Annotated in this window: 23 protein-coding genes; 10 read left to right on the forward strand and 13 right to left on the reverse strand. The window is 32.0% G+C overall.

Annotated features, from left to right (window positions below; all coding sequences use genetic code 11):
• Nucleotides 1–164: 164 nt before the first annotated feature.
• The 5 genes from fba to ACESR5_RS05540 form a co-directional block, all read right to left on the reverse strand.
• Nucleotides 165–1,031: a class II fructose-1,6-bisphosphate aldolase gene (fba, locus tag ACESR5_RS05520; RefSeq protein WP_087245053.1), complete on the reverse strand. Its 867-nt coding sequence runs from the start codon at nt 1,029–1,031 to the stop codon at nt 165–167.
• Between the two features lie 82 nt (nt 1,032–1,113).
• A complete protein-coding gene (locus ACESR5_RS05525) occupies nt 1,114–2,277 on the reverse strand; it encodes a MalY/PatB family protein (protein ID WP_373154603.1) in 1,164 nt (387 codons plus the stop codon).
• Complete coding sequence (locus tag ACESR5_RS05530; protein ID WP_087244152.1) at nt 2,270–3,010, reverse strand: TrmH family RNA methyltransferase; 741 nt, start codon at nt 3,008–3,010, stop codon at nt 2,270–2,272. Before ACESR5_RS05530 ends, ACESR5_RS05525 begins: the two co-directional genes overlap by 8 nt.
• Nucleotides 2,997–4,106, reverse strand: a complete 1,110-nt coding sequence (locus ACESR5_RS05535; protein WP_373154605.1) for a tetratricopeptide repeat protein — start codon at nt 4,104–4,106, stop codon at nt 2,997–2,999. The genes ACESR5_RS05530 and ACESR5_RS05535 overlap by 14 nt, the downstream gene beginning before the upstream one ends.
• Nucleotides 4,107–4,379 (reverse strand): hypothetical protein, encoded by a 273-nt coding sequence (locus ACESR5_RS05540; protein ID WP_087244150.1) that lies wholly within the window; start codon nt 4,377–4,379, stop codon nt 4,107–4,109.
• A 199-nt stretch (nt 4,380–4,578) separates the two neighbouring features.
• Between ACESR5_RS05540 and ACESR5_RS05545 the strand changes: the two genes are divergently transcribed.
• From ACESR5_RS05545 to ACESR5_RS05555, 3 genes are read left to right on the forward strand one after another with little or no spacing between them, the layout of a single operon-like run.
• Entirely contained in the window at nt 4,579–5,025 is a 447-nt protein-coding gene (locus tag ACESR5_RS05545; RefSeq protein WP_373154607.1) for a heme-binding protein, read from the forward strand.
• Entirely contained in the window at nt 5,022–6,005 is a 984-nt protein-coding gene (locus ACESR5_RS05550) for a Gfo/Idh/MocA family protein (protein WP_373154609.1), read from the forward strand. The genes ACESR5_RS05545 and ACESR5_RS05550 overlap by 4 nt, the downstream gene beginning before the upstream one ends.
• A complete protein-coding gene (locus tag ACESR5_RS05555) occupies nt 5,992–7,023 on the forward strand; it encodes a Gfo/Idh/MocA family oxidoreductase (RefSeq protein WP_373154611.1) in 1,032 nt (343 codons plus the stop codon). Before ACESR5_RS05550 ends, ACESR5_RS05555 begins: the two co-directional genes overlap by 14 nt.
• A gap of 28 nt (nt 7,024–7,051) precedes the next feature.
• Here the strand turns inward: ACESR5_RS05555 and ACESR5_RS05560 are convergent, their stop codons facing one another.
• Entirely contained in the window at nt 7,052–7,867 is an 816-nt protein-coding gene (locus ACESR5_RS05560) for a MurR/RpiR family transcriptional regulator (protein ID WP_373154612.1), read from the reverse strand.
• A gap of 161 nt (nt 7,868–8,028) precedes the next feature.
• Between ACESR5_RS05560 and ACESR5_RS05565 the strand changes: the two genes are divergently transcribed.
• Nucleotides 8,029–8,838 carry a methyltransferase domain-containing protein gene (locus ACESR5_RS05565; protein WP_087304493.1) on the forward strand — a complete coding sequence of 270 codons (810 nt, stop codon included), beginning with the start codon at nt 8,029–8,031 and terminating at the stop codon, nt 8,836–8,838.
• Nucleotides 8,835–9,740 carry an RluA family pseudouridine synthase gene (locus ACESR5_RS05570; protein ID WP_373154614.1) on the forward strand — a complete coding sequence of 302 codons (906 nt, stop codon included), beginning with the start codon at nt 8,835–8,837 and terminating at the stop codon, nt 9,738–9,740. Before ACESR5_RS05565 ends, ACESR5_RS05570 begins: the two co-directional genes overlap by 4 nt.
• On the opposite strand, the gene ACESR5_RS05575 is transcribed toward ACESR5_RS05570, so the two are convergent.
• Nucleotides 9,731–10,321: a hypothetical protein gene (locus tag ACESR5_RS05575; protein ID WP_373154616.1), complete on the reverse strand. Its 591-nt coding sequence runs from the start codon at nt 10,319–10,321 to the stop codon at nt 9,731–9,733. The genes ACESR5_RS05570 and ACESR5_RS05575 overlap by 10 nt on opposite strands.
• Nucleotides 10,322–10,404: 83 nt before the next feature.
• On the opposite strand from ACESR5_RS05575, the gene ACESR5_RS05580 reads away from it, so the two are divergent.
• Nucleotides 10,405–11,757 carry an MATE family efflux transporter gene (locus ACESR5_RS05580; protein ID WP_373154618.1) on the forward strand — a complete coding sequence of 451 codons (1,353 nt, stop codon included), beginning with the start codon at nt 10,405–10,407 and terminating at the stop codon, nt 11,755–11,757.
• 171 nt (nt 11,758–11,928) lie between these two features.
• On the opposite strand, the gene ACESR5_RS05585 is transcribed toward ACESR5_RS05580, so the two are convergent.
• Entirely contained in the window at nt 11,929–12,657 is a 729-nt protein-coding gene (locus ACESR5_RS05585) for an acyl-[acyl-carrier-protein] thioesterase (RefSeq protein ID WP_373154620.1), read from the reverse strand.
• 123 nt (nt 12,658–12,780) lie between these two features.
• Here ACESR5_RS05585 and ACESR5_RS05590 point away from each other — a divergent pair, with 123 nt between their 5' ends.
• Entirely contained in the window at nt 12,781–13,269 is a 489-nt protein-coding gene (locus ACESR5_RS05590; RefSeq protein WP_373154622.1) for a hypothetical protein, read from the forward strand.
• Nucleotides 13,270–13,293: 24 nt separating this feature from the next.
• On the opposite strand, the gene ACESR5_RS05595 is transcribed toward ACESR5_RS05590, so the two are convergent.
• Nucleotides 13,294–15,030 (reverse strand): ABC transporter ATP-binding protein, encoded by a 1,737-nt coding sequence (locus tag ACESR5_RS05595; RefSeq protein ID WP_373154624.1) that lies wholly within the window; start codon nt 15,028–15,030, stop codon nt 13,294–13,296.
• Complete coding sequence (locus tag ACESR5_RS05600) at nt 15,031–16,725, reverse strand: ABC transporter ATP-binding protein (protein WP_373154625.1); 1,695 nt, start codon at nt 16,723–16,725, stop codon at nt 15,031–15,033.
• A 107-nt stretch (nt 16,726–16,832) separates the two neighbouring features.
• Between ACESR5_RS05600 and ACESR5_RS05605 the strand changes: the two genes are divergently transcribed.
• From ACESR5_RS05605 to ACESR5_RS05615, 3 genes are read left to right on the forward strand one after another with little or no spacing between them, the layout of a single operon-like run.
• The gene (locus ACESR5_RS05605) at nt 16,833–17,687 is read left to right on the forward strand and encodes a LysR family transcriptional regulator (protein WP_373154626.1); all 855 of its coding nucleotides are present in this window, start codon (nt 16,833–16,835) and stop codon (nt 17,685–17,687) included.
• 5 nt (nt 17,688–17,692) lie between these two features.
• Nucleotides 17,693–18,001, forward strand: coding sequence for a hypothetical protein (locus tag ACESR5_RS05610; RefSeq protein ID WP_373154628.1), 309 nt, complete (start codon nt 17,693–17,695; stop codon nt 17,999–18,001).
• Nucleotides 17,979–18,398 (forward strand): DUF6120 family protein, encoded by a 420-nt coding sequence (locus tag ACESR5_RS05615; RefSeq protein ID WP_373154629.1) that lies wholly within the window; start codon nt 17,979–17,981, stop codon nt 18,396–18,398. Before ACESR5_RS05610 ends, ACESR5_RS05615 begins: the two co-directional genes overlap by 23 nt.
• 70 nt (nt 18,399–18,468) lie before the next feature.
• On the opposite strand, the gene ACESR5_RS05620 is transcribed toward ACESR5_RS05615, so the two are convergent.
• From ACESR5_RS05620 to secA, 3 genes are read right to left on the reverse strand one after another with little or no spacing between them, the layout of a single operon-like run.
• On the reverse strand, nt 18,469–19,356 hold the full coding sequence (locus ACESR5_RS05620; RefSeq protein ID WP_373154631.1) for a YitT family protein: 888 nt from the start codon (nt 19,354–19,356) through the stop codon (nt 18,469–18,471).
• Nucleotides 19,356–20,465, reverse strand: a complete 1,110-nt coding sequence (prfB, locus tag ACESR5_RS05625) for a peptide chain release factor 2 (protein WP_087304505.1) — start codon at nt 20,463–20,465, stop codon at nt 19,356–19,358. Before prfB ends, ACESR5_RS05620 begins: the two co-directional genes overlap by 1 nt.
• The gene (gene secA, locus ACESR5_RS05630) at nt 20,465–23,113 is read right to left on the reverse strand and encodes a preprotein translocase subunit SecA (protein ID WP_373154633.1); all 2,649 of its coding nucleotides are present in this window, start codon (nt 23,111–23,113) and stop codon (nt 20,465–20,467) included. The genes prfB and secA overlap by 1 nt, the downstream gene beginning before the upstream one ends.
• Nucleotides 23,114–23,195: the final 82 nt, after the last annotated feature.

Below are 23,195 nucleotides of genomic sequence, written 5' to 3' on the forward strand. Positions count from 1 at the left end.
AATAACACAATTCAAAAAAGCGCTTACACATTTGACAAAGTTGATGTCTTTTTTTGTTATTTTTTCTATGAAATGTTCTTTTTACATATAATCAAAGATGAATGAATATGTATTTTTATACAGAAAAAAGCCAACTCAATGAGTTGACTTTGCTTCACATGAAATTAAGCTTTACCAATGCATCCGAATAATTCCATTTTTTCTTTAACACAAGTTTTAATAGCTTCAGCACCTGGAGCTAATAATTTACGAGGATCGAATCCTTTACCTTCTAAATCTTTACCAGCTTCAATATATTTACGAGTAGCTTCTTGGAAATATAATTGACATTCAGTATTAACGTTGATTTTAGAAACTCCTAATGTGATAGCTTTTTTAATCATATCAGCAGGAATTCCTGTACCACCATGTAATACTAATGGTAAAGTTCCTGTTTCTTGTTGAATAGCATCTAATGCATCAAAATCTAAACCTTCCCAGTTAGCAGGATATTTACCATGAATGTTTCCAATACCTGCTGCTAAGAAATCTACACCTAAATCAGCAATCATTTTACATTCTTTAGGGTCTGCAACTTCACCTTTACCGATAACTCCGTCTTCTTCTCCACCAATTGAACCAACTTCTGCTTCAACTGATACACCTTTTGAATGACATAAAGCTACGATTTCTTTTGTTTTTTCAATGTTTTCTTCGATTCCATAATGAGAACCATCAAACATAATTGAAGAGAAACCAGCTTCTAATGCAGCTTTAGCTCCTTCATAACTACCATGATCTAAGTGTAAAGCAACTGGTACAGTAATATTTAAAGATTCAACCATTGCTTTCACCATTGCAGAAACTGTTTTATATCCAGTCATGTATTTAGCAGCTCCTTCAGAAACTCCTAAAATAACTGGTGCTTTTAATTCTTCCGCAGTTAATAAAATTGATTTAGTCCATTCTAAGTTGTTGATATTAAATTGACCAACAGCATAGTGACCTGCTTTTGCTTTATCAAGCATTTCTTTAGCTGAAACTAATCCCATAATTCAAATCTCCTTTACATTTTTTTTACACATATATCATACACTGATTTTATGAAAATTTCCATAAATATTCTCTTTTTTATCATTCTTTTATTGCTTTTTCTAATTGTTCTAAAGCTTGTTTTAATGTTGAACGTGGACAAGCGACATTAAATCTTTCAAATCCTTCTCCACCTGTTCCAAAAATATAACCTTCATCCAGCCATAAATGTGCTTTTTCCAACATAAATGTTTCTAATTCATCTTTATTCATACCTAAGCTTCGCATATCTACCCAGACCAGATACAATCCCTGTGGATCAATCACCTTAATTTCTGGTAGTCTTTCAGCAAAGAATTCTTTCATATAAGCTATATTTCCAGATAAATAATCTACCAATTCATCAACCCACTGAGCTCCATATGTATAAGCTGCTTCACAGGCTTCTAATCCAAAAATATTAGGATCACTCATACCTGAAGCATTTTTTTCTTTTTGAAATTTTTCTCGTAGATCTTCATTTTTAATAATAATATTAGATGTCTGTAGAGCCGCCAAGTTAAATGTTTTAGATGGCGCTGTACAGATAATGCTGAATTCCCCAAATGATGGATCTACATTATAGAAAGGAACATGTTCATTTCCCTCATAAATAAAGTCCATATGAATTTCATCACTAATCACATAAACATGATGTTTCTGACAAATTTTACCTATCTGATACAATTCATCACGTGTCCAGACTTTACCAATGGGATTATGTGGATTACATAAGATAAACATCTTGACATCATGATCAACGATCTGTTTTTCAAACACTTCAAAATCACATTCATAATGATTATCTTGAAATACAAGTGGGCATTCTACAACCATTCTTTCATTTAAATGGATAGATGCATCAAAAGGATAATAAACAGGTTTCATTACCATAATGGCATCACCTTTTTGTGTATAGGCTCTTACTGCTAATTTTAAAGCACCTACAACACCTGAAGTTGTCACAATCCATTCTTTTTGAATATCAAAATGATGGCGTGTCTTCATCCAGTTAATGACAGACTGATAATAACTTTCAGTTGGTGTAGCATATCCAAAAATGCCATGACTTGCACGCTTAACCAAAGCTTCTTTGACTTCTGGAAGAGTTTCAAAGTCCATATCTGCTACCCACATTGGAATCATATGTGAATCTTGCATTTTTTCACCATCATATTTCACACTGTTTGTTCCTTTTCTTTCAATCACTTTATCAAAATCATACATCTTCTCTTAATACCTCTTTTCCTTCAAATTCTGCTTTTGAAAAATGAAATAATGCTATTCCTAATGCCATTGACAAATTTAATGAATCAATTTCCTCATGATGAGGAATAAAAACACTTTGACCATAATTTAAATATGTATCATCCAAACCATGACTTTCATTACCAAAAACCAAACTATGACATTGATGAGAATGAACCTGATGAATATTTTTAGCCCCTTTCAACATAAAAGGATAGAACTCATGATCAGAAAATGCATGATAATATTCTTCAAATGAGTCATAGTAAGCAACATTCAAATGAAAGATGGCTCCCATTGATGCTCTAATGACTTTAGGATCAAAAATATCAACAGCTGGTTTAATAATAGCTAAGTTTTTATATCCAAATCCTAACATTGTACGCATAATTGTTCCCATATTTCCCATATCCATGGGATGTTCCAAAACAACATGATGAGCCTGTTGTAAGGGGGATGTATAGATTTTAAAAACGCCAATCGCATAACAATTATTTTTAGGACTTAATTTTTCAATCGTACGATCATGTACATCAATCGGAATATGATATTGTTGGCATAACTCTTGAATCATAGGATATCCCCTATTTTGATGAATGGATGAATGAACAACCACTCTGACGACATCCTGTGGTCTATGTTTTAACAGTTCAATCGTTGGAAAAACACCTAAAGTATAAGACTGATCATTTCCTTTTTTATATAATTTCATATTCTCCTTCTTTTTCCTTCCTGATGATTTGTGCCTGCTGATAATAAGACAAAGCAAAGCGATGATTCTTTTCTACATAACGTCCAAGTTCATATAATTGGCTTAACAATAAGCAAGCATCATAACTATTTAATCGTGCTGACTGATGTAAATAATCTAATGCTTTCTTTTGATTTTTATCCACAACAATACCATCAAAGTAAATCATAGCCAGTTCATAGGCACAATCTTCCTGCAGCAGATAATATCCATATATAAAATAATGCATGGCTTCTTTTAAATCCAAATCCACACCTATACCTAACTTCAATAACAGTCCAACCTTATACATACATTCTTTTTGAAAATGCTTTGCTCCTAATAAATAAGATTGAAAAGCTTCAGAATATTCTCTCTGTTTTTCTAATAAAATTCCTTTATAAAGATATGCTTCTTTTTGTTGACTTTGTGATAAATACTGGATTGCTTTTTGATCATCTTGAGTCACATAGCGTCCATACATATAAAACAGCCCCAACCTTAAAGCTGATAAGCTGTCAACATTTTGTTTGTAGTAATTGAATGCCTGTGCAACATCCTGTTCAACACCATATCCATGTTCATACATATAACCGATATAATAACAACATTCATGATATCCACGCTGATATAAATAAGAAAAGATTTCAAAAGCTTTCTCATAATCCTGTTTGATTCCAAAACCTAAAAAATAAGTTCTTGCCAGAACATAGAGATGTGAATCATTATTTTGTTGATAAGCTGTTTTTAAAAATTCTTCAACATCAGGTATTTCAAAATAATAACCTATTTCATCAATCACTTGAGAAAATACACTCACCATAAATAAAGCTTCTTCCTCACTTAATGAAGCAAATTCACATAAATAGCGAACATATCGAGAGATTTCAAAATCCTCATCAAATATAATAGCTTCAAAAACACCCAATTTCATTCCTAAAACAACCAAATAACATTCATCCATCATATCTGGTGCTTCATCATTTAAAACTTCCTCAAAACGTTCAATCTGAAACCTTAATCCATCTCCATAGCGATTAAAGACATCTATAACCTTTTCAATAATCTGAATATTCATTTATTCACTTTGATTAATCTGATGAATTGATTGTAATTCTTTTTTCGCATTGTCTCTCAATGCTTCAAAATGTGCTTTATCAAAATGAGCACCCTGATCAATAAAATCAATCAATTCATTATATTTTTCTACAATCACTTCATATAAAGATTCTTTAATCACATAATCCAATTCATTATGAGCCTGTTGTGTGATTTGATTAATAGACTTATATTGTTCTTTAAACATGGCATCATAATCAATGACCGTTTTTTTCTTTTTAAATAATCCCATAAACTTCTCCTTTCATCACTCTTAACATTATTCTACTTGATTTCTTAAAAAAATAAAGCCCTTTTTTGATTTTCATCATTTTGATAAAAAAGTTCAACTTTTTTTCATTATCCATATAAATCATGAACTTTATTTTCAAAATTCTATAAATAATTTCCCTTTTTTAGATTTTATGAGATAATTTCATTGAGGTGAAAATATGGATGATTTATTACAATTAGAAAAGGACTTATCTTTTCAGTCTTTCGATCATGAAGATGCCTATATTTTAGGACAGATGCTTGTTGAAAAAGTGAAACAAGATCATCTCAAAAACATTCGTATCCGTATTGTTTTGCATCATGATATTGTTTTTCAATACCTGATGAATGGAAAAACAGGTGATGAATGGCTGAATCGTAAACAAAAAACAGTTGAAACATTTGGACATTCCTCATTTTATATCTGGGCTCAGAATGAACAAACGCATCAATATAACCATTATCTCCAAGATTCCCAGTTTGCGATATGTGGTGGTGGTTTTCCATTAATGGTCCAAAATCAAAGAATAGGATGTTGTATTGTTTCAGGATTAGAACATGATCAAGATCATCAAATCATCGTCCATTGTCTACAAAAACTAAAAAGAAAGAAGGAACAATCATGAAATTAGGAATTTTAGGAACCGGAATGATTGTCAAAGATTTAATGACAACTTACTCAAAGTTCGATATTGAAAAAACATATTTACTGGCAACGACACAAACTCAACAAGAAGCTGAAGAATTATGTCAAAAGTATCACTTAGATCAAATCTTTTATGACTATGATCAATTATTAGACAGTGATATTGATACAGTCTATATAGCATTACCTAATCATTTGCATTATGGTTTTGCGAAAAAAGCGATATTAAAAGGAAAGCATGTGATTATCGAAAAGCCTATTTGTGCCAATGCGCATGAATTACAAGATTTAATTGATTTAAGTCATGAACATCATGTCATCATTTTAGAAGCTATGAATATCCATTATTTACCAGCCTATCAATCTTTAAAAACACATTTATCCAAATTAGGACAAATCAAAATCTTAAACTTTAATTATAGTCAATATTCATCACGTTATGACGCTTTTAAAGAAGGTCGTATTTTACCTGCTTTTGATTATCATAAAGCTGGTGGTGCTTTAATGGATTTAAATGTTTATAACTTACATGCTATTATAGGATTAATGGGACAGCCTGTAAATCAGCATTACTTTGCTAATATTGAAAAAGGTATTGATACAAGCGGTATTATGGTTTTAGAGTATCCTCATTTAAAAGCGATTTCTATTGGAGCTAAAGACTGTAAAGCGCCTATTACTTCAACTCTTCAGGGAGATCAGGGCGTTATTGTGATTGATAAACCTATGAATCAGATGACTGAATATACATTCATTGATAATAAAGGACAGCAGACAAAATATGAATTCCCTCAAGATCAGCATCGTTTATACTATGAATTTGAAGAATTTATCAGAATCATTAATGAAAAAGATTTTGAAAAAGCACAAGCTATGATAGAATTAAGTTTACAGGTTGCTCAAGTTATGGAAAAAGGTAGGCAACAGGAAGGAGTTATTTTTGACAATGATCAACAATAAATTAGTATTAGGTTATATTGGAAATGGGAAAAGTGCCAATCGTTACCATATTCCATTTGTTTTACAAAGACAAAACAAATTTATGATTAAAAAGATTTTTGATATTCACGTTCGTCATGATATATGGAAGACCATTGATGGTGTAGAATATTGTGAAGATGTCAATGCATTACTACAAAATCCTGATATTGATATGATTGTTGTGTGTACAACACATCATTTTCATTACAATTATGCCAAAATGGTACTAGAAGCAGGTAAGCACTGTTTAGTAGAAAAACCATTTATGGAAAACTCAAAACAGGCAAGAGAAATCTTTGATTTAGCGAATCGAAAAGGACTTTATTGTTCAGCATATCAAAATAGACGTTATGACAGTGATTTTTTAACTGTTCAAAAAGTCATTGAAAGTGGAAAATTAGGTGATTTATTAGAATTAGAAATGCATTTTGATTATTATCGTCCTGAAGTTCCAGAAAATGTTGATCACTTTGATCCAGCCCATTCTTACTTATATGGTCATGGATGTCATACTTTAGATCAAGTGATTTCTTATTTTGGTCGACCTGATCATGTTCATTATGATGTCAGACAATTGCTTGGTGAAGGAAGAATGAATGATTATTTTGATTTAGATCTTTATTATGGGACTTTAAAAGTTTCTGTCAAATCAAGTTATTTTAGAATCAAAGAAAGACCAAGTTTTATTGTTTATGGAAAAAAAGGAATGTTTGTCAAACAAACAAAAGATCGTCAGGAAGAACATCTGAAATTATTCTATATGCCTGATCATGAAGATTTTGGAAAGGATACTCCTGCACATTATGGTGTATTAACATATGTAGATGATCAAGGTCAATATCACGAAGAAAAAGTTCCTAGTGTTGATGGTGATTATGCGAGAGTTTATGATGGTATCTATGATTGTATAGTCAATGGAAAACCGCAAATCATTACACATGAACAAACTCTTTTACAAATGGAAATGTTAGAAAAAGGAGTTCAAAATTTAAAATAAAAGAGATTTCCTATTGTGAAATCTCTTTTTATGATTGTCTATTGTCTATAGACTTTTTCTGCTTTTTATACAACAAGGAATAAAGAATACTCAAAACATATTGAAAAGATATCTGCGAATAAAATGTAGCTATTTTTTCATTTTTTTCTTTATGAGGAATCAATATATGATAACGACTGTATTTAAATAGAATATCATCATGATTAGAGGTAATTGTGATGATAGGCACATGATTATATAATAATATTCTAAGCGATTCACGATAAACATCCTGCTTAGAATAAGTGATAAATAAGGCCACATCTTGAGGTGTAGCAGCCTTAGAAAAAGAAACTTCTTCTTTATTTTCCGTTGCGATATAAAAGAATTTTCCTATTTTGATGAGTTTATTGGTAAAACCCATAGCAGTAATCTTGGAATCTCCAGTCGCATAAATAAAGACTCTTTGACTACAATCAAGTAAATCCACAATTTTCTCTAATTCATCTATATCTAACTGACTATTAATCAAGTCAATACTTTCCTTATAAACACGCGCTAAGCTATTAATAATCTGCCAGGTCGGTTCATCACTTTGAAAAGGAAATGAAAAATCAATATCCTGCCTGACATATTTTAAAGACTCCATATAACGCATAAAGTCTATTTTAAAATCACGAAAGCCTTTATAGCCTAGTTTTCTACATAGTCTAATAATACTTGCATTCGAAGAAAAAGTTACCTGTGCTAATTCTTTAATCGTCATGAGGATGACAGCCTGTGGATTTTCTTTGATGTAATGGACAATCTCTAATTCATTTTTTGTAAATAAAGTTTCATTGTCTAACAAATCAATGATATTCATAGCCTTCACTCCCTTTTTCCCATTATAACATGCCTCTTTTCTTTTTGATAAGTCCTTTCAAAATAATAAACATGTTTTATTCATTCGCATACATTCTTAGGATGCTTTGTATTTTCAAATATATATAAACATGATATAATGCACAAAAAAGGAGGAAGTTTATGCATCATCTTGCTTGTCCCAAATGTCATGAACCACTTATTCTCGATGGTAAAAGTTATCGTTGTCAAAATGGTCATTGTTATGATATTGCGAAACAAAAATATATCAATCTCTTATTAAATCCAGATAAAGCCACAAATAATCCTGGTGATAATAAAGAAAGTCTTCTATGTCGTCAACATCATTTAAATAAAGGCTATTATGATGGTATTTTAAATGAAGTTATGCACTGTCTAACAAAATATACATCTTCTCCACGTCAATTATTAGATTTAGGATGTGGTGAAGGCTATTATACATATCGTATCAAAGAACTATTAAATGATGATTCAACAATTTATGGTTTAGATATTTCTAAAATTGGTATTCAAATGGCTACAAAATATACTAAAGATATTTATTGGATTGTAGGTAATTCTAAAAACATTCCTATTGATGATCATTCTTTGGATGTTATAACAGCTTTATTTACGGTTGTTAATGCACAGGAAATAGAACGCTGTCTAAAGAAAAATGGCTATATCATTCATGTTACAGCTAATCCCTATCATCTTGTGGAATTCAAAGAACTGATTTATGATGAAATTAAAATCAAATCTGATCAGCATATACGTTTACCTTTTTCAGTTGTTGAAAGTTATGATTATAAACAGACCATTCATTTACAGACAAAAGAAGATACACTCAATCTTTTACAAATGACACCCCATTATTATCATATTAAAAAAGAACGTCGTCATGTTTTAGATACTTTAGGTGAATTTGATGTGACTATTGATATTCGTATAACAGTTTATCAAGTCTCATGAAATATCAGATTCGGCACTCTTATTTAACACTCTTTATTGATTCACCTATATCCATCATTGATTTATTTCAACAGTTTCATTTATCTAAAAAAACAATTCATCTTATGAAACAAAATAAATCATATCTTGTCAACAATCGTTATGTTTCACCTTCAACAGTATTAGTCAAAGGTGATCAATTGACATTCAAAGCTTTTCAAGAAGATGATGGGATGTATCCACCCGTATATGAAGATTTAGATATCGTTTATGAAGATGAGTTTTTATTGATTGTGAATAAACCACCTTTTCTTCAAGTCTTTCCAGCTAAACCAGATGATACAAATTCTTTGGCGCACCGTGTCAGTGGTTACTATCATCAACAGGGTTATAATCTTCCCGTTCGTTTTATTCATCGTTTAGACTATGAAACAAGTGGATTAATGATTTTTGTGAAATGTGCATTTGTACAGCCTTTATTAGATTATCAATTGTCTATGAAAGACATTCATCGTCATTATTTGGCTATTGTTGAGGGGACTTTTCATGATCATCAATGGCATACCATTGATAAACCGATTGGTAAAGACCGTCACCATCAACAACGCATGATTGTGCATCCTCATGGTAAAAAGGCATGTACACATTATCGTTGCCTTTCCAGCAAGAATCATCTTTCTTTGATAGAATGTGTTTTAGATAGCGGCAGAAAACACCAGATTAGAGTTCATATGTCTGCTATTGGACATCCTATTTTATCAGATCATCTTTATGGTCACTCTTCTGCCCTGTTGAATCATCAGGCGTTGCACGCTTATCAAATAGAATGCATTCATCCTATTACCAAAGAAAAACTGACCTTGACTTGTCAGCCACCATCAGATATGTTGAAACTTATAAAAAAAATGGATCCTCAATTTTGAGGATTCTTTTTCATACTGACCATTTTTATAACATTCTTTTCATTTATATCAAATAAAATATGAGCATCTATTTCACGGCGTATGCCACAATCTGAAAACACAATCCATTCTCCATCACAACTATGTTTATACCCTGTGATACAAACCCAATGCCAATTAGCATCTTCAAGTTCTTTGGCCTGATGAGATAAAATCAGTAAGCTTACTGGATTACCTTCATCTATACTCTTTTCAATAAATTTCATAGCCTGCCAGTAACTTTTAGGATGTTTCATGTAAACAGGTTTCAAGAACACCTGCTTTTCTTGCATCATCTGACAAAATGTTCTTGCAAATTTATATAAAAATGGATAACCCATTTTTCCTGGAGTAAAGCGTTGAAACATCTGATTCATAATTTCTAAAAATTCTGACTTTGACATTTGTGTGATAGATAAATAATATGTATAAAGATGACTTGCTAAAACACTGGCACAACCAGCCTTTTTGGCCCAATCATCTAAAAACCAGTCCTGATTACCCCCATAGCCAATACATTGACCGTTTTCATAAATATGAATCATATCTAATTCTTTTTTCATATTTGACCTCCTTGACATTATTGTAACATACCCACAAAATATTGTATAATGATTCCAATGTCTTAAAGATGGGAGGAATTTTTTTGGCAACAAATTTCACTGAAATCATTAAAAATCAATCTGTACTTTCAAATAAACAAAAAATCAATATTATTATTCAATTAAGTATTCCAACGATTTTATCACAAGTTTCTTCTATTTTAATGCAATATATTGATGCTGCGATGGTTGGACATCTCGGTCCTGATGCTTCAGCTTCAATTGGAATTGTATCAACCAGCAGCTGGCTTTTAAGTGGTCTATGTAGTGCTATGGCAACCAGTTTTGCGGTTCAGGTGGCACAACTCATTGGTGCAAGTCAATATGAAAAAGCACGTCGTACTTTCAAAACCGCGCTTATCACATCCCTCATTTTTTCTTGTATATTATTAATCATCGGTGTGCTTGTAAATCAAAGTTTATTAACATGGTTAGGTGCTGATCTAGCTATTTTTGATAATGCTTCTGCCTATTTTCTTGTTTTCACATTAAGTTTACCTATTTTACAATTAAATAGTTTATGCAGTTCCATGTTACAATGTAGTGGTAATATGAAAATACCGAGTTTACTCAATGCTTCCATGTGTGGATTAGATGTGATTTATAACCTTATTTTCATTCATTACTTTGGTGTTGTGGGGGCAGCCATTGGAACAGCGCTTGCCCAGTTGACAGTCTGTTTTATCAATCTCTGGTATACAACTTGTCATTCTTCTCTATTAAAATTCCAAAATCATGAAAAGTTCTATTTTGAAAAAGAAACATTGAAAAATGCTTTTCAGATTGGAACACCTTTAGCTTTTGAACATATAGCCATTTGTGGTGCCATGGTAATGTCTACAAAGATTATTGCCCCTTTAGGAACAATTGCAATTGCTGCTCATTCCTTTGCGATCACTGCTGAAAGCTTATGTTATATGCCTGGATATGGACTGGAAGCTGCCGCAACCACATTAGTTGGTCAATGCATGGGTGCTCAAAGAAAAGAACTTGCAAAGTCCTTTTCCAATTTAACTGTTGCCTTTGGCGCTATCATCATGGGAATCATTGCAATTGTTATGTTTGTCATTTCACCATTTGTTTTTCAAATCTTAACTCCAGATGTGCAGACCCAACAGCTGGCTACAGAAGTTTTACGAATTGAACTTTTTGCCGAACCACTCTATGGTGTTTCCATTGTAGCTTCTGGTGCCTTGCGTGGAGCTGGAGATACTCTTATACCAAGCTTACTCAATCTTTTGAGTATTTGGGGTGTGCGTTTATCTCTATCCGTTCTTTTTGTTCAAACAATGGGATTACATGGGGTTTGGCTGGCTATGTGCATTGAATTATGTGTCAGAGGTTTATTGCTCCTCTATCGTCAACAACGTGGTCAATGGCTGGAAAAATCACTATAAAAGACATCATAAATCATATTTTATTCTTTCTGTTTTGTAAAAAAGAAAAAGTTGCTATAAAGCAACTTATTTCCTGTTTGTATTCTTACGGGAAAACGAATACGATTATAGATATTTGGGACATGCTTATCATATCATAAATTTTATAAAAATGTTTTCATATTATGAAAATTATCTATCACGAAAATAAATTTCTATTGTAAAATAAACCTCATCTTCCTGATTTCTTCCTTCAACAATATAACGATGACCATTTTCAGCCATAAAAAGTTTAACTTTTTCTAATGGTCTAATTTCTTTACGATATTGAATATTCAAATCACTGATATAACACTGATGATGTTTATCAAAATCAATTAAATCCAATGCCCACTCAACATAACGTGTATTGTTCATATGCTGATTAATATCAACATCACTATATAGAACTTTTCTTTCTGTGATATATTGGAATTCCATATCTTTTTGAATAGCTGGTGGTAATTCTAATAAATGCTCCAAAGGCGCTTCTGGAAAGGTAATCCCTATTTTTTGTGGTGAAACCATTCTTCTTTTTTGAATATCTAATAATGTCCAAACAGAAGAACATGTGCCAATCAGACGATTATCTTTTTTAATATAATAATATCTTGGAAAACTTACATATGTTCCTTTCGAAATCGTTGTTGATAATTCAATACGATCTTGATAATGAATAGGTTCATCTAAATGAAGATACTGTTTAGCCACAACCCATCCATATTTTGACATCATATCATAATTCCATACACCTAACTTCATAGCGCTCTCTGTTGCAATTTGAGCAAAACGATTTAAAAGATGATGAAAGAAATATTCTCCCATATCATCAACTTCATTAATTTCAATAACACGTGTTTCATAACTCTTTAAATCTTCCATATTTTCACTTCCCTAGTGTCTATTATAATAAAAATTCATAAAGATTTCACATATTTTCATTTTTTTCTAGGCGAAAAGCAAAATTATATGTATAATAGAGAAGTATGAAAGGAAGTTTAATTTATGCAGGAAATTTTTTCATTAGTTCTATCGTTTGTTTTAATAATTATTTTTCTTTGGTTTACATATTCTATCGCTAACATTATTGTTACGTTTTTTCGTTGTCGTAAACAAGATCATTCTTTACAGCTTTGTTTAAATACTGGTGGTCTTATTTTTTATGTAATTTTAACTATCGTTTATTTGATTGCTGTTATTGGTGGTATTATTGCTGTTATATATGGAATCGTCACTTCTCGTTCATCATTTTTCCATAATGGATTAAATGCAGCAGCACTATTAACAGTTGTTTATGCTTATTTTCTTTCAACAATTGTGCTAGTAGGTCGTAAGAACTTAATGGTAGGAAGAATGCTGATAGATTATCGTAAACTGAAAAAAGTGAATTTCACTTATAACAATAAAGTTACATTTGTTTATGCTCAAAAAGATTATAGTTTCCCAACACGTTTTGTTGATAAGACAAAATTAAGAAAAATGATTTCTCGATAAAATAAAAACACGAAGCTCGTGTTTTTATTTTTGTATTTCAAACTGACTATAATATAAATGATGATAAAAGCCATGCTTTTTCAATAACTCTTCATGTTTTCCCTGTTCAATAATTTGTCCATGATTCATGACAAGAATCTGATCAGCTTTTTGGATAGTTGATAAACGATGTGCAACAATAAAGGTTGTACGTCCTTCCATCATTAAATCAAACGCTTCTTGAATTTGCTTTTCAGTACGTGTATCAATTGAACTTGTCGCTTCATCTAAAATCAACATTGGTGGTTTGACTAACATAATACGCGCAATGCATAATAGCTGTTTTTGCCCTTGTGATAGATTTCCACCTTCTTCGCTAATCATTGTATCATAGCCATCTTTTAACTGAATAATAAATTTATGTGCATGGGCTTTTTTGGCAGCTTCTATAATTTCCTGATCAGTTGCCTCTTTTTTCCCATAAGCAATATTATCCCTAATACTTCCTTGAAATAACCAAGAATCTTGTAAAACCATTCCATATAGACTTCTGACATAATCACTGCTCATATCCTGAATATCAATGCCATCAATGCATATTTGACCATGTTGTGGCTGATAAAATTTCATTAATAAATTAATAAAAGTTGTTTTTCCACATCCTGTTGGTCCTACAATTGCAATGGTTTGTCCTGGTTTTGCTTCCACATTGAAATCTTCTATGAATGGTTCATCATCTCGATAAGAAAAACTGAGGTGTTGAATTTGGACATGTCCTTGAATATGTGAAAGTGTTTTCGTTGGACCCTGTTTAGGACTTGAATCTATATCTAATAAATGAAAAACTCTTGAAGCACAAGCCAATGCTGTTTGTAATTCGGTAAAGACATTAGAAATTTCATTAAAAGGTTTTGTATACTGATTGGCATAACTTAAAAAACTTGATAAAGCTCCAACACTCATAGAGCCACCAATCACATATAAAGATCCTGCAATACAGACACTGGCATAAACAATATTGTTGACAACTCTTGTACTCGGATTGGCTAATGCTCCTAAAAACTGTGATTTAACACCACTGACATAAACACGCTGATTGATTTCTTCAAAACGCTCCTGATTTGTTTGTTCATAACCATAAGCCTTGACAACTTTAACACCGCCAATCATTTCTTCTACATAAGCACCAAGTTCTCCTCTTAAAGCCAGTTGTTCTTGAAAATACTTATATGTCTTATTGGCAATAATTGTTGCTACAACCAATGATAAAGGTGTTAAAACAATCACAATCAATGCAACTGTTGTTTGAATATATAACATAAAACAAATCGTTCCAATAATAGTCGCAATCCCATTAAATAAATGTGTAAATCCCTGTAAAAGACCATCACCAATTAAATCTATATCATTAACCATACGACTTAACAGATCACCATGAGCATGACTATCAATATAACTTAAAGGCAATGTTTCATATTTTTCAAATAATTGATCACGTAAATCTTTTGTAATCGCATATGTCATACGATTAGATAATCTCACTACCAGCCAATCAAAAATTTCCGCAATCAGAACACTTCCCAATATCCAAAGCATTTTTTGAAATAACAAATCAAACGCCACAAGTCCCTGTCCAATAATATGATCAACAGCCTGTCCAATAAAAACAGGTGTCAACAATGTAAAAACAATCTGTCCTGACGAACATAATAAAGCACAATATAAATATTTCATATACGGGCGACAAAATGATAATAAACGCTTCATTGTTTTGATATCCATTTATGCCACCTCCTTAGACATTTGTGATGTGACAATTTGTTGATATATTTCACAAGTTTTCATCAACTCATCATGTTTTCCCATTCCCACTAATTCACCATGACTCAAAACAAGAATCTTATCAGCATGCATAATCGCACTGACACGTTGAGAAACAATAATCGTTGTCTGTGGCAGTGTGGCAATGGCTTTTCTTAAAGCAGCATCAGTCGCAAAATCCAATGCACTGGCACTATCGTCTAATATAAGAAGTTCTGGATTTCTCACCAATGCTCTAGCAATCGTTAAACGTTGTTTTTGTCCACCAGAAAGATTATGTCCACCTTGTGTAATATGACTATAAATGCCATCTTTCCACTCATCTACAAATGATGCCTGTGCCAAATGCAAGGCCTGTTTGACTTCATCATCGCTGGCATTTTCTTTAGCCAAACAGATATTTTCTTTAATCGTTCCTGTAAAGAGCGTAGCCTGTTGTGGAACCAAGCCAATCATCTGTCTTAAAGAATATAAAGAATAATCTTGAATAGGTCTGTTCTTGATATAAATTTGTCCTTGCGTCGCTTCATAGAAACGAGGAATCAGATGGATAAGAGTTGATTTTCCCGAACCAGTCCCACCAATGATTCCAATTGTTTCTCCCTGATGAATAGAAAAAGATATATCATGCAATGCATGGCTCCCCTGATATGAAAAACTGACATGATCAAATGTCACCAATGGACCTTCTTGATTATCAATAAGACATTTTCCATCCTGAATAGCCGGTTGAATAGCTAAAACTTCCTGTACACGTTTATAACAAGCTGTTGCTTTATTATAAATGACTATCACATTAGCAAACGCAAACATTGATAATAGAATTTGATTCATGTAATTGATTAATGCTATTACTTCTCCCTGGGTTAAATATCCCGCATTGACCTGTAAACCACCTGCATACAAAATGACCAAAATAGCACAGTTGACAATCACACTGGTACTTGGATTTAAAAGTGCAGAAAGTTTTCCAACCTGTATTTGCATATCTTTTTGTTTTTGAGTTGCCTGTTGAAAACGTTCTTTTTCTTGTTTCTGTTTAGAAAAAGCACGAATCACACGAATACCTGCTAAATTCTCACGACAAATCAATGATACATGATCCAGTTGTTTTTGAATTTTTAAATAAAGAGGCAGGGATTTTGACATCACTCCATATATCGCTAAAGCGAGTATTGGTGCTGCACAAATAAAAATCAAAGCAATAGGAACAGAGATACGAAAAGCCATGACTAATGAACCTAAAATTAAAAATGGTGAACGTGATGCCAAACGAATCGTCATCGCAACTGCCAACTGTAATTGATTTGTATCGTTAGTGATACGTGTCATTAGTGATGGAATTCCAATTTCATCTATATTTTCATAATCATAAGCATGAATCGCTTTAAACATATCATTTCTTAAATAAGTTCCAAATCCCTGAGATGTTTTTGAGGCAAAATACTGACACACCAAAGCACAAGCATATCCTAATAAAGCTAATGCTAATAATAAAAGGCCTCGCTGTAAAATGTATTGTTGATCTTGATGTAAGATTCCATAATCAATAATATCTGCCACAACAATAGGTACAATCAATTCAAAAAAAGCTTCTATTAATTTAAAGAAGAAACCAATAACAGCTTCTTTACGATACGGTTTTAAATATTTCATCCACATGCTTTTATCATTCCTTTTCTTGATTTATTATAACGAAAATTGTATTATATGTATAATATATATAAAATATAATTGGTATACTTTTAGGATATGGTGATTCAATGGATATTAAACAGATGATTTATTTTAAAACAATTGTAGAAGAAGGAACAATCTCTAAAGCAGCGAAAACTTTACATATGGCACAACCACCTTTATCTATGCAGCTGAAACAATTGGAAGAAGAACTCGGTGTCACTTTATTAAAACGTGGACATCGAAAAATAGAATTGACTCAAGCTGGAAAAGTCCTTTATAAAAGAAGCTTGCAGATGATTTCTTTAAATGAGATGACATTTCATGAAATTCAAGATATGCAAAATGAAGTTTTAAGAATTGGGATCACATCTTCTAATTCCAATATTCTTCCAAGTTGTTTAGCTCAAAATCAAAATCTAGCCCATGTTTCTTTTCGCATCTATGAAGGAAGTACTTATGAAATCATAGACTTATTAATGACACATCATATTGATTTAGGTATTGTGCGTACCCCTTTTGATCAAAGCCAACTGCATTGTCAGGCGTTTTTAAAGGATCCTATGGTCGCCGTTGGTATTCCTGAACTCTTACATTCCAACATGACACATATGTCAGACTATCAAAATAAACCATTAATTATTCATCAGCGTTATTTATCACTTATTACTGATTATTGCCTGAATCTTCATTTTCATCCTTATATTAAAATTACATGTGATGATTCAAGGACATCTTTACAATGGGCTCAAGCTGGTTTGGGTATTGCGATTGTGCCACAAAATATCCTCACTTTCTATCCAGACTCCAAGCTGAACCATGTGATCCTCGAAGATGAAGTTTTAAAAACAGATTTAACATTAATCACACGTCCTCATGAAGTCTTAAATACGTCTTTGCAGACACTTATTGAATTATTTGCGAATCAGCAGAAAGGATAATATTTATGCAGCTATCTCAATTCCCACAATTTGAAATTATGATTTTACATCTATTGAAACAACAAGATTTTTCTGGTGAACACATTTATCAGATTTTAAATAAACACTTTCAAACTATTGAAGGAGATATTCTCATTTCACTTTTCTTTCTTCAAGATACACATCTTATTTCAAGCTATTCATTAGAAAACATTGTTTTCTATCATATTGAAGATCCTGGTCTTGTTAGATATACAACATTAAAAAGAGAATATCAAAATATTCATCAGTCTATGGAGGCATTATTACAAAATGAAAAAACAAAAATTCAATAATAAAAATACTAAAAAATATTATCATCAATTATATACAACATTTCCATTACACAATGTCCAAGAAAAAAAGTTTCTCACATTCTTCAAAACAAGATTACATGAATATGAGCGACAATATCCTGATTGTTCCTATCAAGACTATATATACCATTTTGGACTCCCTGAAGATATTGTTATTGATTTTTATCATCACTACGATCATCATTATGCTATTACACATATGAAATCTCGTAAAATTCTTCAATATGCTTCTATCATTCTTGTTCCTTTAATAATGGCATGTATCATCTATGTTCTTTATACAACTTATCTTTATTATCAAAATTATATAGAAAGCTATCCTCTTTATCAGGAGGAATTTATCTATGACTATGGTGATATCCCCATGTATGAATAAATACAGGGATATTTTTTTATTTCATATCATTAGAACACAAAAAAAGCCATTGATTTGTCAATGACTTTCATTAAGAAACATGATCTCTTATTTGTTTATCTAAATCAATATTAGGTAATGTAAATCCTCTACCTTTAACACTATGTATTTCACTACCAATAATAAATGCAGTTGGATCAATTTCCATAACCAAATCATTAATAACAGGATATTCTCTGTTATTGACAACACATAATACTGCTTTTTGCTGATCATGGAAATATCCTGTTGTGACATTGACAAAAGTACAACCTCGATCTATTTCTTTAAAGATAGCTTCAGCAATTTCTTCATGATGAGCAGAAATCACAAGTACCTGAAGATTTCTTTCTCCAAAGATTGTCACTTTATCTAATACAATAGCTGTAATAAACACTGTGATAATTCCATATAAAATACCTTCAAAGCTCGTAAAGAATGATTGTCCTAGTAAAACAACAACATCAAATAAATAAACACAGACTCCAAGTGAAATATGAAGTTTTTTATTCATAATGATGGGTGGTATATCCATTCCTCCTGTACTATACCCTACTCTAAATACAATTCCACATCCCAGTCCAGTAAATAATCCAGCATAGATGGCTGATAATAACATATCTGAAGTTAAATGCTGAAGTTGTGGAATGGCTTCAAACATTGCTAAAAAGAATGGAAAAATCAAAGAACTCAATATTGTTCCAGCAGCAAACTTCTTACCCAAAACAATAAATCCAAGCAATAACATCATCATATTAATGACAAATACAACAGTTGCATAATTGACTGGAATAAATTCACAAATAATCAAAGCAATCCCTGTTGCTCCTGCAACAATTAAGTTAGATGGAACAGCAAATACAGCGACACCAAAAGCCAAAATTAAATTGCCTAATAACACAAGCAATGTATCACGTACAAGATGTTTTGCCTGATGCATTAGTCATCCTCCTTTACCATTGATTTTAAATAGGCATAAATGCACTCATCCAAATCCCCATCTAAAATAGCTTTAGGATTATTAGATTCATAACCACTACGATTATCTTTGACCATAGAATATGGATGTAAAACATAAGAACGAATCTGACTTCCCCACTCGATAGCCTTTTGTTCCCCTTTAATTTCATTAAGCTCAGAAGCCTGTTTTTCTAACATGAGCTGATATAATTTAGATTTCAGCATAATCATAGCTTGTTCACGGTTTTGAATCTGTGAACGCTGTGATTGACAAGTTACCACAATGTTTGTTGGTAAGTGCGTAATACGAATTGCTGAATCTGTTTTATTAATGTGCTGACCTCCAGCTCCAGAAGCACGATAAGTATCAATACGGATATCATGAGGATCAATCTCAATTTCAATATCATTGTCAAATTCTGGCATGACATCCACAGAAGCAAATGATGTATGACGACGTTTTGACGCATCAAATGGCGAAATACGCACCAGACGATGAACACCTTTTTCAGCTTTCAGATGTCCATAGGCATTATATCCCACAATACGCAAACTGACTGACTTCAATCCTGCTTCTTCTCCATCCAAGTAATCAAGGACTTCAATTTTCCAACCTTTTTTATCAGCATATCTTTGATACATACGCATCAACATGGATGCCCAATCCTGTGATTCTGTTCCTCCAGCACCTGGATGAATTTCCAATAACGCATTATGATGATCATATTCACCTGAAAATAAAAGCGTTTTTTCAAAATCATCCATTTCTTTTTCAAATGTTAAATAATCTTCATCCAAAACAGCTTTAAAGTCTTCATCATCACTCTCTTTGACATATTGATAAGTTTCTTCTAATTCATCTAAAGCTGTTATTAAATGATCATATGTATCAGCTTTCTTTTTCATTTCATTTAATTGATCATATATTTTTCTAGCATGGTCTTGATCATTCCAGAAGTTTTCATCCATTGTTTGAACTGTTAAACCTTCAATTTCTCTTTTTAAACCATCAATATCAATCGAAATAAAGAGTTCATTGAGTAAAGAACGGGCTTTTTCAAGCCCATTCTTCATTTCATATAATTCCATTAATCTGCTTTAAACTCCAATTCTATCTGAACAGCTGGAATTTGTTTTTCCTGTTCACTACCAGGTGCAATACCCATATGAACAATATTTCGTGTAATATCTTGAGAAATTGATTTTGTCATTTCTTCAAACATGTAGAAGGCTTCTTCAGTATATTCTTGAAGTGGATCTCTTTGGGCATAAGCACGTAAATAAATACCATTTCTTAATTTTTGCATAGCATCAATATGATTAATCCATGTATGATCAATAACCCCTAATAAAACTCTTCTTTCATAATCCAATTTCACTTCTGCTGGTAAATCTTTATTAAATCTATTTTGATATTGTAAATAAATCACTTCAGATAAACTTGTTGATAATTTCTTTGCATCATGTTCAACTGCTTCTTTATTTTTAGCTGTTAACGTAGCTAATAACATATAGTTTTTAGAAATATAGTTTAATGCTCCATCAACATCCACATTATCTTTTTTACCATCATGTTTTGTAAATTGACGTACTGTATTTTCTACAGCCTGATCAAACATACCTCTTACAATAGGTCCTAAATCTGTTTGTGACATAATATCATCACGTTCTTTATACATAATTTCACGTTGTTGACGCATCACATCATCATATTGTAATAATTGTTTACGAATATCAAAGTTCTGACCTTCAACACGTTTTTGTGCATTTTCAATAGATTTTGTGACCATCTTACTTTCAATCGCTTCATCTTCTAAGAAAGATCCCATTCTATCTTTCATCTTTTCATTTGCGAATCTTTGCATCAATTCATCTTCAAATGATACAAAAAACAATGAACATCCAGGATCTCCCTGACGACCAGAACGACCTCTTAACTGGTTATCAATACGTCTAGACTCATGTCTTTCACTTCCAATAACCATTAATCCTCCAATTTCAGGAACACCTTCACCAAGTTTAATGTCAGTTCCACGACCAGCCATGTTCGTTGCGATAGTTACAGCTCCCATAACTCCAGCTTTTTCAATAATCAAAGCTTCTTTCGCATGGTTTTTCGCATTTAAGACGTTATGTTTAATACCACGTTTATTTAACATTTTACTTAATAATTCTGATGTTTCTACTGAAACTGTCCCTAATAAGATCGGTTGTCCATAACTATGTCTTTTTTCAACTTCGTCACAAATCGCTTTATATTTAGCAGCCTGTTTAGCGAAAACCAAATCTGGTTTATCATCTCTAATAACTGGTTTATTCGTTGGAATTTCTACAACACGCATATTGTAGATTGTTCTGAATTCTTCTTCTTCTGTTTTTGCAGTTCCTGTCATCCCCGCTAATTTATTGAATAAACGGAAGAAATTTTGGTAAGTAATTGTCGCTAATGTCACTGTTTCCTCTTTAATCGGAACTCCTTCTTTAGCTTCAAGTGCCTGATGTAACCCATCACTATATGCACGACCTGGCATCACACGACCAGTAAACTGATCAATAATCATAATGCTGGCATTTCTGATATCATGGCTTCCATCTTCAGTTGCAATCATATATTCTACATTCAAACTCATTGTATAGTTAGCTTTTAATGCCTGATTGATATGATGCACCAAAGCTGTATGCTCAGGATCATATAAATTCTTAATCTTAAAAGCTTTTTCTGCTTTAGAAATACCTTCAGCAGTTAAAGCAACAGTTTTACTTTCAATATCAACTTCATAATCTTTATCTTCACGTAAAGATTTGACAAACTTATCAGCTTGAATATATAAAGCTGCGGTATTTTTCTTACCACCAGAAATAATCAATGGTGTTCTTGATTCATCAATTAAGATAGAGTCAACTTCATCAACCAATGCAAAATTCAATGGTCTTAAAACCTTATCTTCTAATCTTGTCACCATATTATCTCTTAGATAATCAAATCCAAGTTCAGCATTTGTTGTATACGTAATATCACAAGCATGTTGTGCACGTTTTTCTTCTTTAGATAACTCTCTTTTATTTAACCCAACAGTTAAACCTAAAAATTCATACACTTTTCCATTGTCTGTTTTATCACGTTCAGCTAAATAATCATTAACTGTCACAACATGAACACCTTGTCCAGTTAAAGCATTTAAATAAACTGGGAAAATAGATGTTAATGTTTTTCCTTCTCCAGTTTTCATTTCTGCAATATCACCATTATGAAGTGAAATAGCTCCCATAAGCTGAACTTTAAATGCTTTTAATCCTAAACGTCTAAACGCAGCTTCACGAACAGTCGCAAAAGCCTCAATTAATAAATCATCTAAAGTTTCACCATTTTGTAGACGTTCTTTAAAAAGATCAGTCTGATGAGCTAATTCTTCATCACTCATTGCCTGATAACGAGGCTCTAAGTCCATAATTTGTAGTGCCTGCTTTTCTAACTTCTTTAATATTTTATTATCTTGTGAAAAAGCCTTTTTGATAGAACCTAAAAAACCTTTCTTTTCCTTTTGTGGTGTTGTATTAAATTCAATCGGTTGTGATGGTTTTTTCACCACATCATCAAATGTTTCTACAATAACATCTTCACCTAAATCATCGTTTAAATCCACGATTTCGGCATTAGGATTCAATCCAAGTTCTTCTAATTCTTTGGCTTCTTTCTTTTTTAATTGCTTTCTAATTTCTTGTTTTTTACTTGCCATGAATAAATCTCCTTTCATGCATACTGAAACATTTCACATTATAGCATATAATCTTAAGAAAACAAAGTAAATATCATGTAAA

The organism is Clostridium sp. AUH-JLR23 (assembly GCF_964238065.1).
Taxonomy (GTDB): Bacteria; Bacillota_I; Bacilli_A; order Erysipelotrichales; family Coprobacillaceae; genus Allocoprobacillus; species Allocoprobacillus merdigallinarum.

Bases quoted from the DNA above. Each gene is read 5' to 3' on its own strand.
- ACESR5_RS05565 (WP_087304493.1), top strand. From the start codon at position 8,029: ATGCATCATCTTGCTTGTCCCAAATGTCATGAACCACTTATTCTCGAT.
- ACESR5_RS05600 (WP_373154625.1), bottom strand. From the start codon at position 16,725: ATGAAATATTTAAAACCGTATCGTAAAGAAGCTGTTATTGGTTTCTTC.
- ACESR5_RS05575 (WP_373154616.1), bottom strand. From the start codon at position 10,321: ATGAAAAAAGAATTAGATATGATTCATATTTATGAAAACGGTCAATGT.
- ACESR5_RS05550 (WP_373154609.1), top strand. From the start codon at position 5,022: ATGAAATTAGGAATTTTAGGAACCGGAATGATTGTCAAAGATTTAATG.
- ACESR5_RS05555 (WP_373154611.1), top strand. From the start codon at position 5,992: ATGATCAACAATAAATTAGTATTAGGTTATATTGGAAATGGGAAAAGT.
- ACESR5_RS05540 (WP_087244150.1), bottom strand. From the start codon at position 4,379: ATGGGATTATTTAAAAAGAAAAAAACGGTCATTGATTATGATGCCATG.
- ACESR5_RS05530 (WP_087244152.1), bottom strand. From the start codon at position 3,010: ATGAAATTATATAAAAAAGGAAATGATCAGTCTTATACTTTAGGTGTT.
- ACESR5_RS05570 (WP_373154614.1), top strand. From the start codon at position 8,835: ATGAAATATCAGATTCGGCACTCTTATTTAACACTCTTTATTGATTCA.
- ACESR5_RS05585 (WP_373154620.1), bottom strand. From the start codon at position 12,657: ATGGAAGATTTAAAGAGTTATGAAACACGTGTTATTGAAATTAATGAA.
- prfB (WP_087304505.1), bottom strand. From the start codon at position 20,465: ATGGAATTATATGAAATGAAGAATGGGCTTGAAAAAGCCCGTTCTTTA.
- ACESR5_RS05545 (WP_373154607.1), top strand. From the start codon at position 4,579: ATGGATGATTTATTACAATTAGAAAAGGACTTATCTTTTCAGTCTTTC.
- ACESR5_RS05560 (WP_373154612.1), bottom strand. From the start codon at position 7,867: ATGAATATCATTGATTTGTTAGACAATGAAACTTTATTTACAAAAAAT.
- ACESR5_RS05590 (WP_373154622.1), top strand. From the start codon at position 12,781: ATGCAGGAAATTTTTTCATTAGTTCTATCGTTTGTTTTAATAATTATT.
- ACESR5_RS05525 (WP_373154603.1), bottom strand. From the start codon at position 2,277: ATGTATGATTTTGATAAAGTGATTGAAAGAAAAGGAACAAACAGTGTG.
- ACESR5_RS05620 (WP_373154631.1), bottom strand. From the start codon at position 19,356: ATGCATCAGGCAAAACATCTTGTACGTGATACATTGCTTGTGTTATTA.
- ACESR5_RS05615 (WP_373154629.1), top strand. From the start codon at position 17,979: ATGAAAAAACAAAAATTCAATAATAAAAATACTAAAAAATATTATCAT.
- fba (WP_087245053.1), bottom strand. From the start codon at position 1,031: ATGGGATTAGTTTCAGCTAAAGAAATGCTTGATAAAGCAAAAGCAGGT.
- ACESR5_RS05605 (WP_373154626.1), top strand. From the start codon at position 16,833: ATGGATATTAAACAGATGATTTATTTTAAAACAATTGTAGAAGAAGGA.
- secA (WP_373154633.1), bottom strand. From the start codon at position 23,113: ATGGCAAGTAAAAAACAAGAAATTAGAAAGCAATTAAAAAAGAAAGAA.
- ACESR5_RS05535 (WP_373154605.1), bottom strand. From the start codon at position 4,106: ATGAATATTCAGATTATTGAAAAGGTTATAGATGTCTTTAATCGCTAT.
- ACESR5_RS05610 (WP_373154628.1), top strand. From the start codon at position 17,693: ATGCAGCTATCTCAATTCCCACAATTTGAAATTATGATTTTACATCTA.
- ACESR5_RS05595 (WP_373154624.1), bottom strand. From the start codon at position 15,030: ATGGATATCAAAACAATGAAGCGTTTATTATCATTTTGTCGCCCGTAT.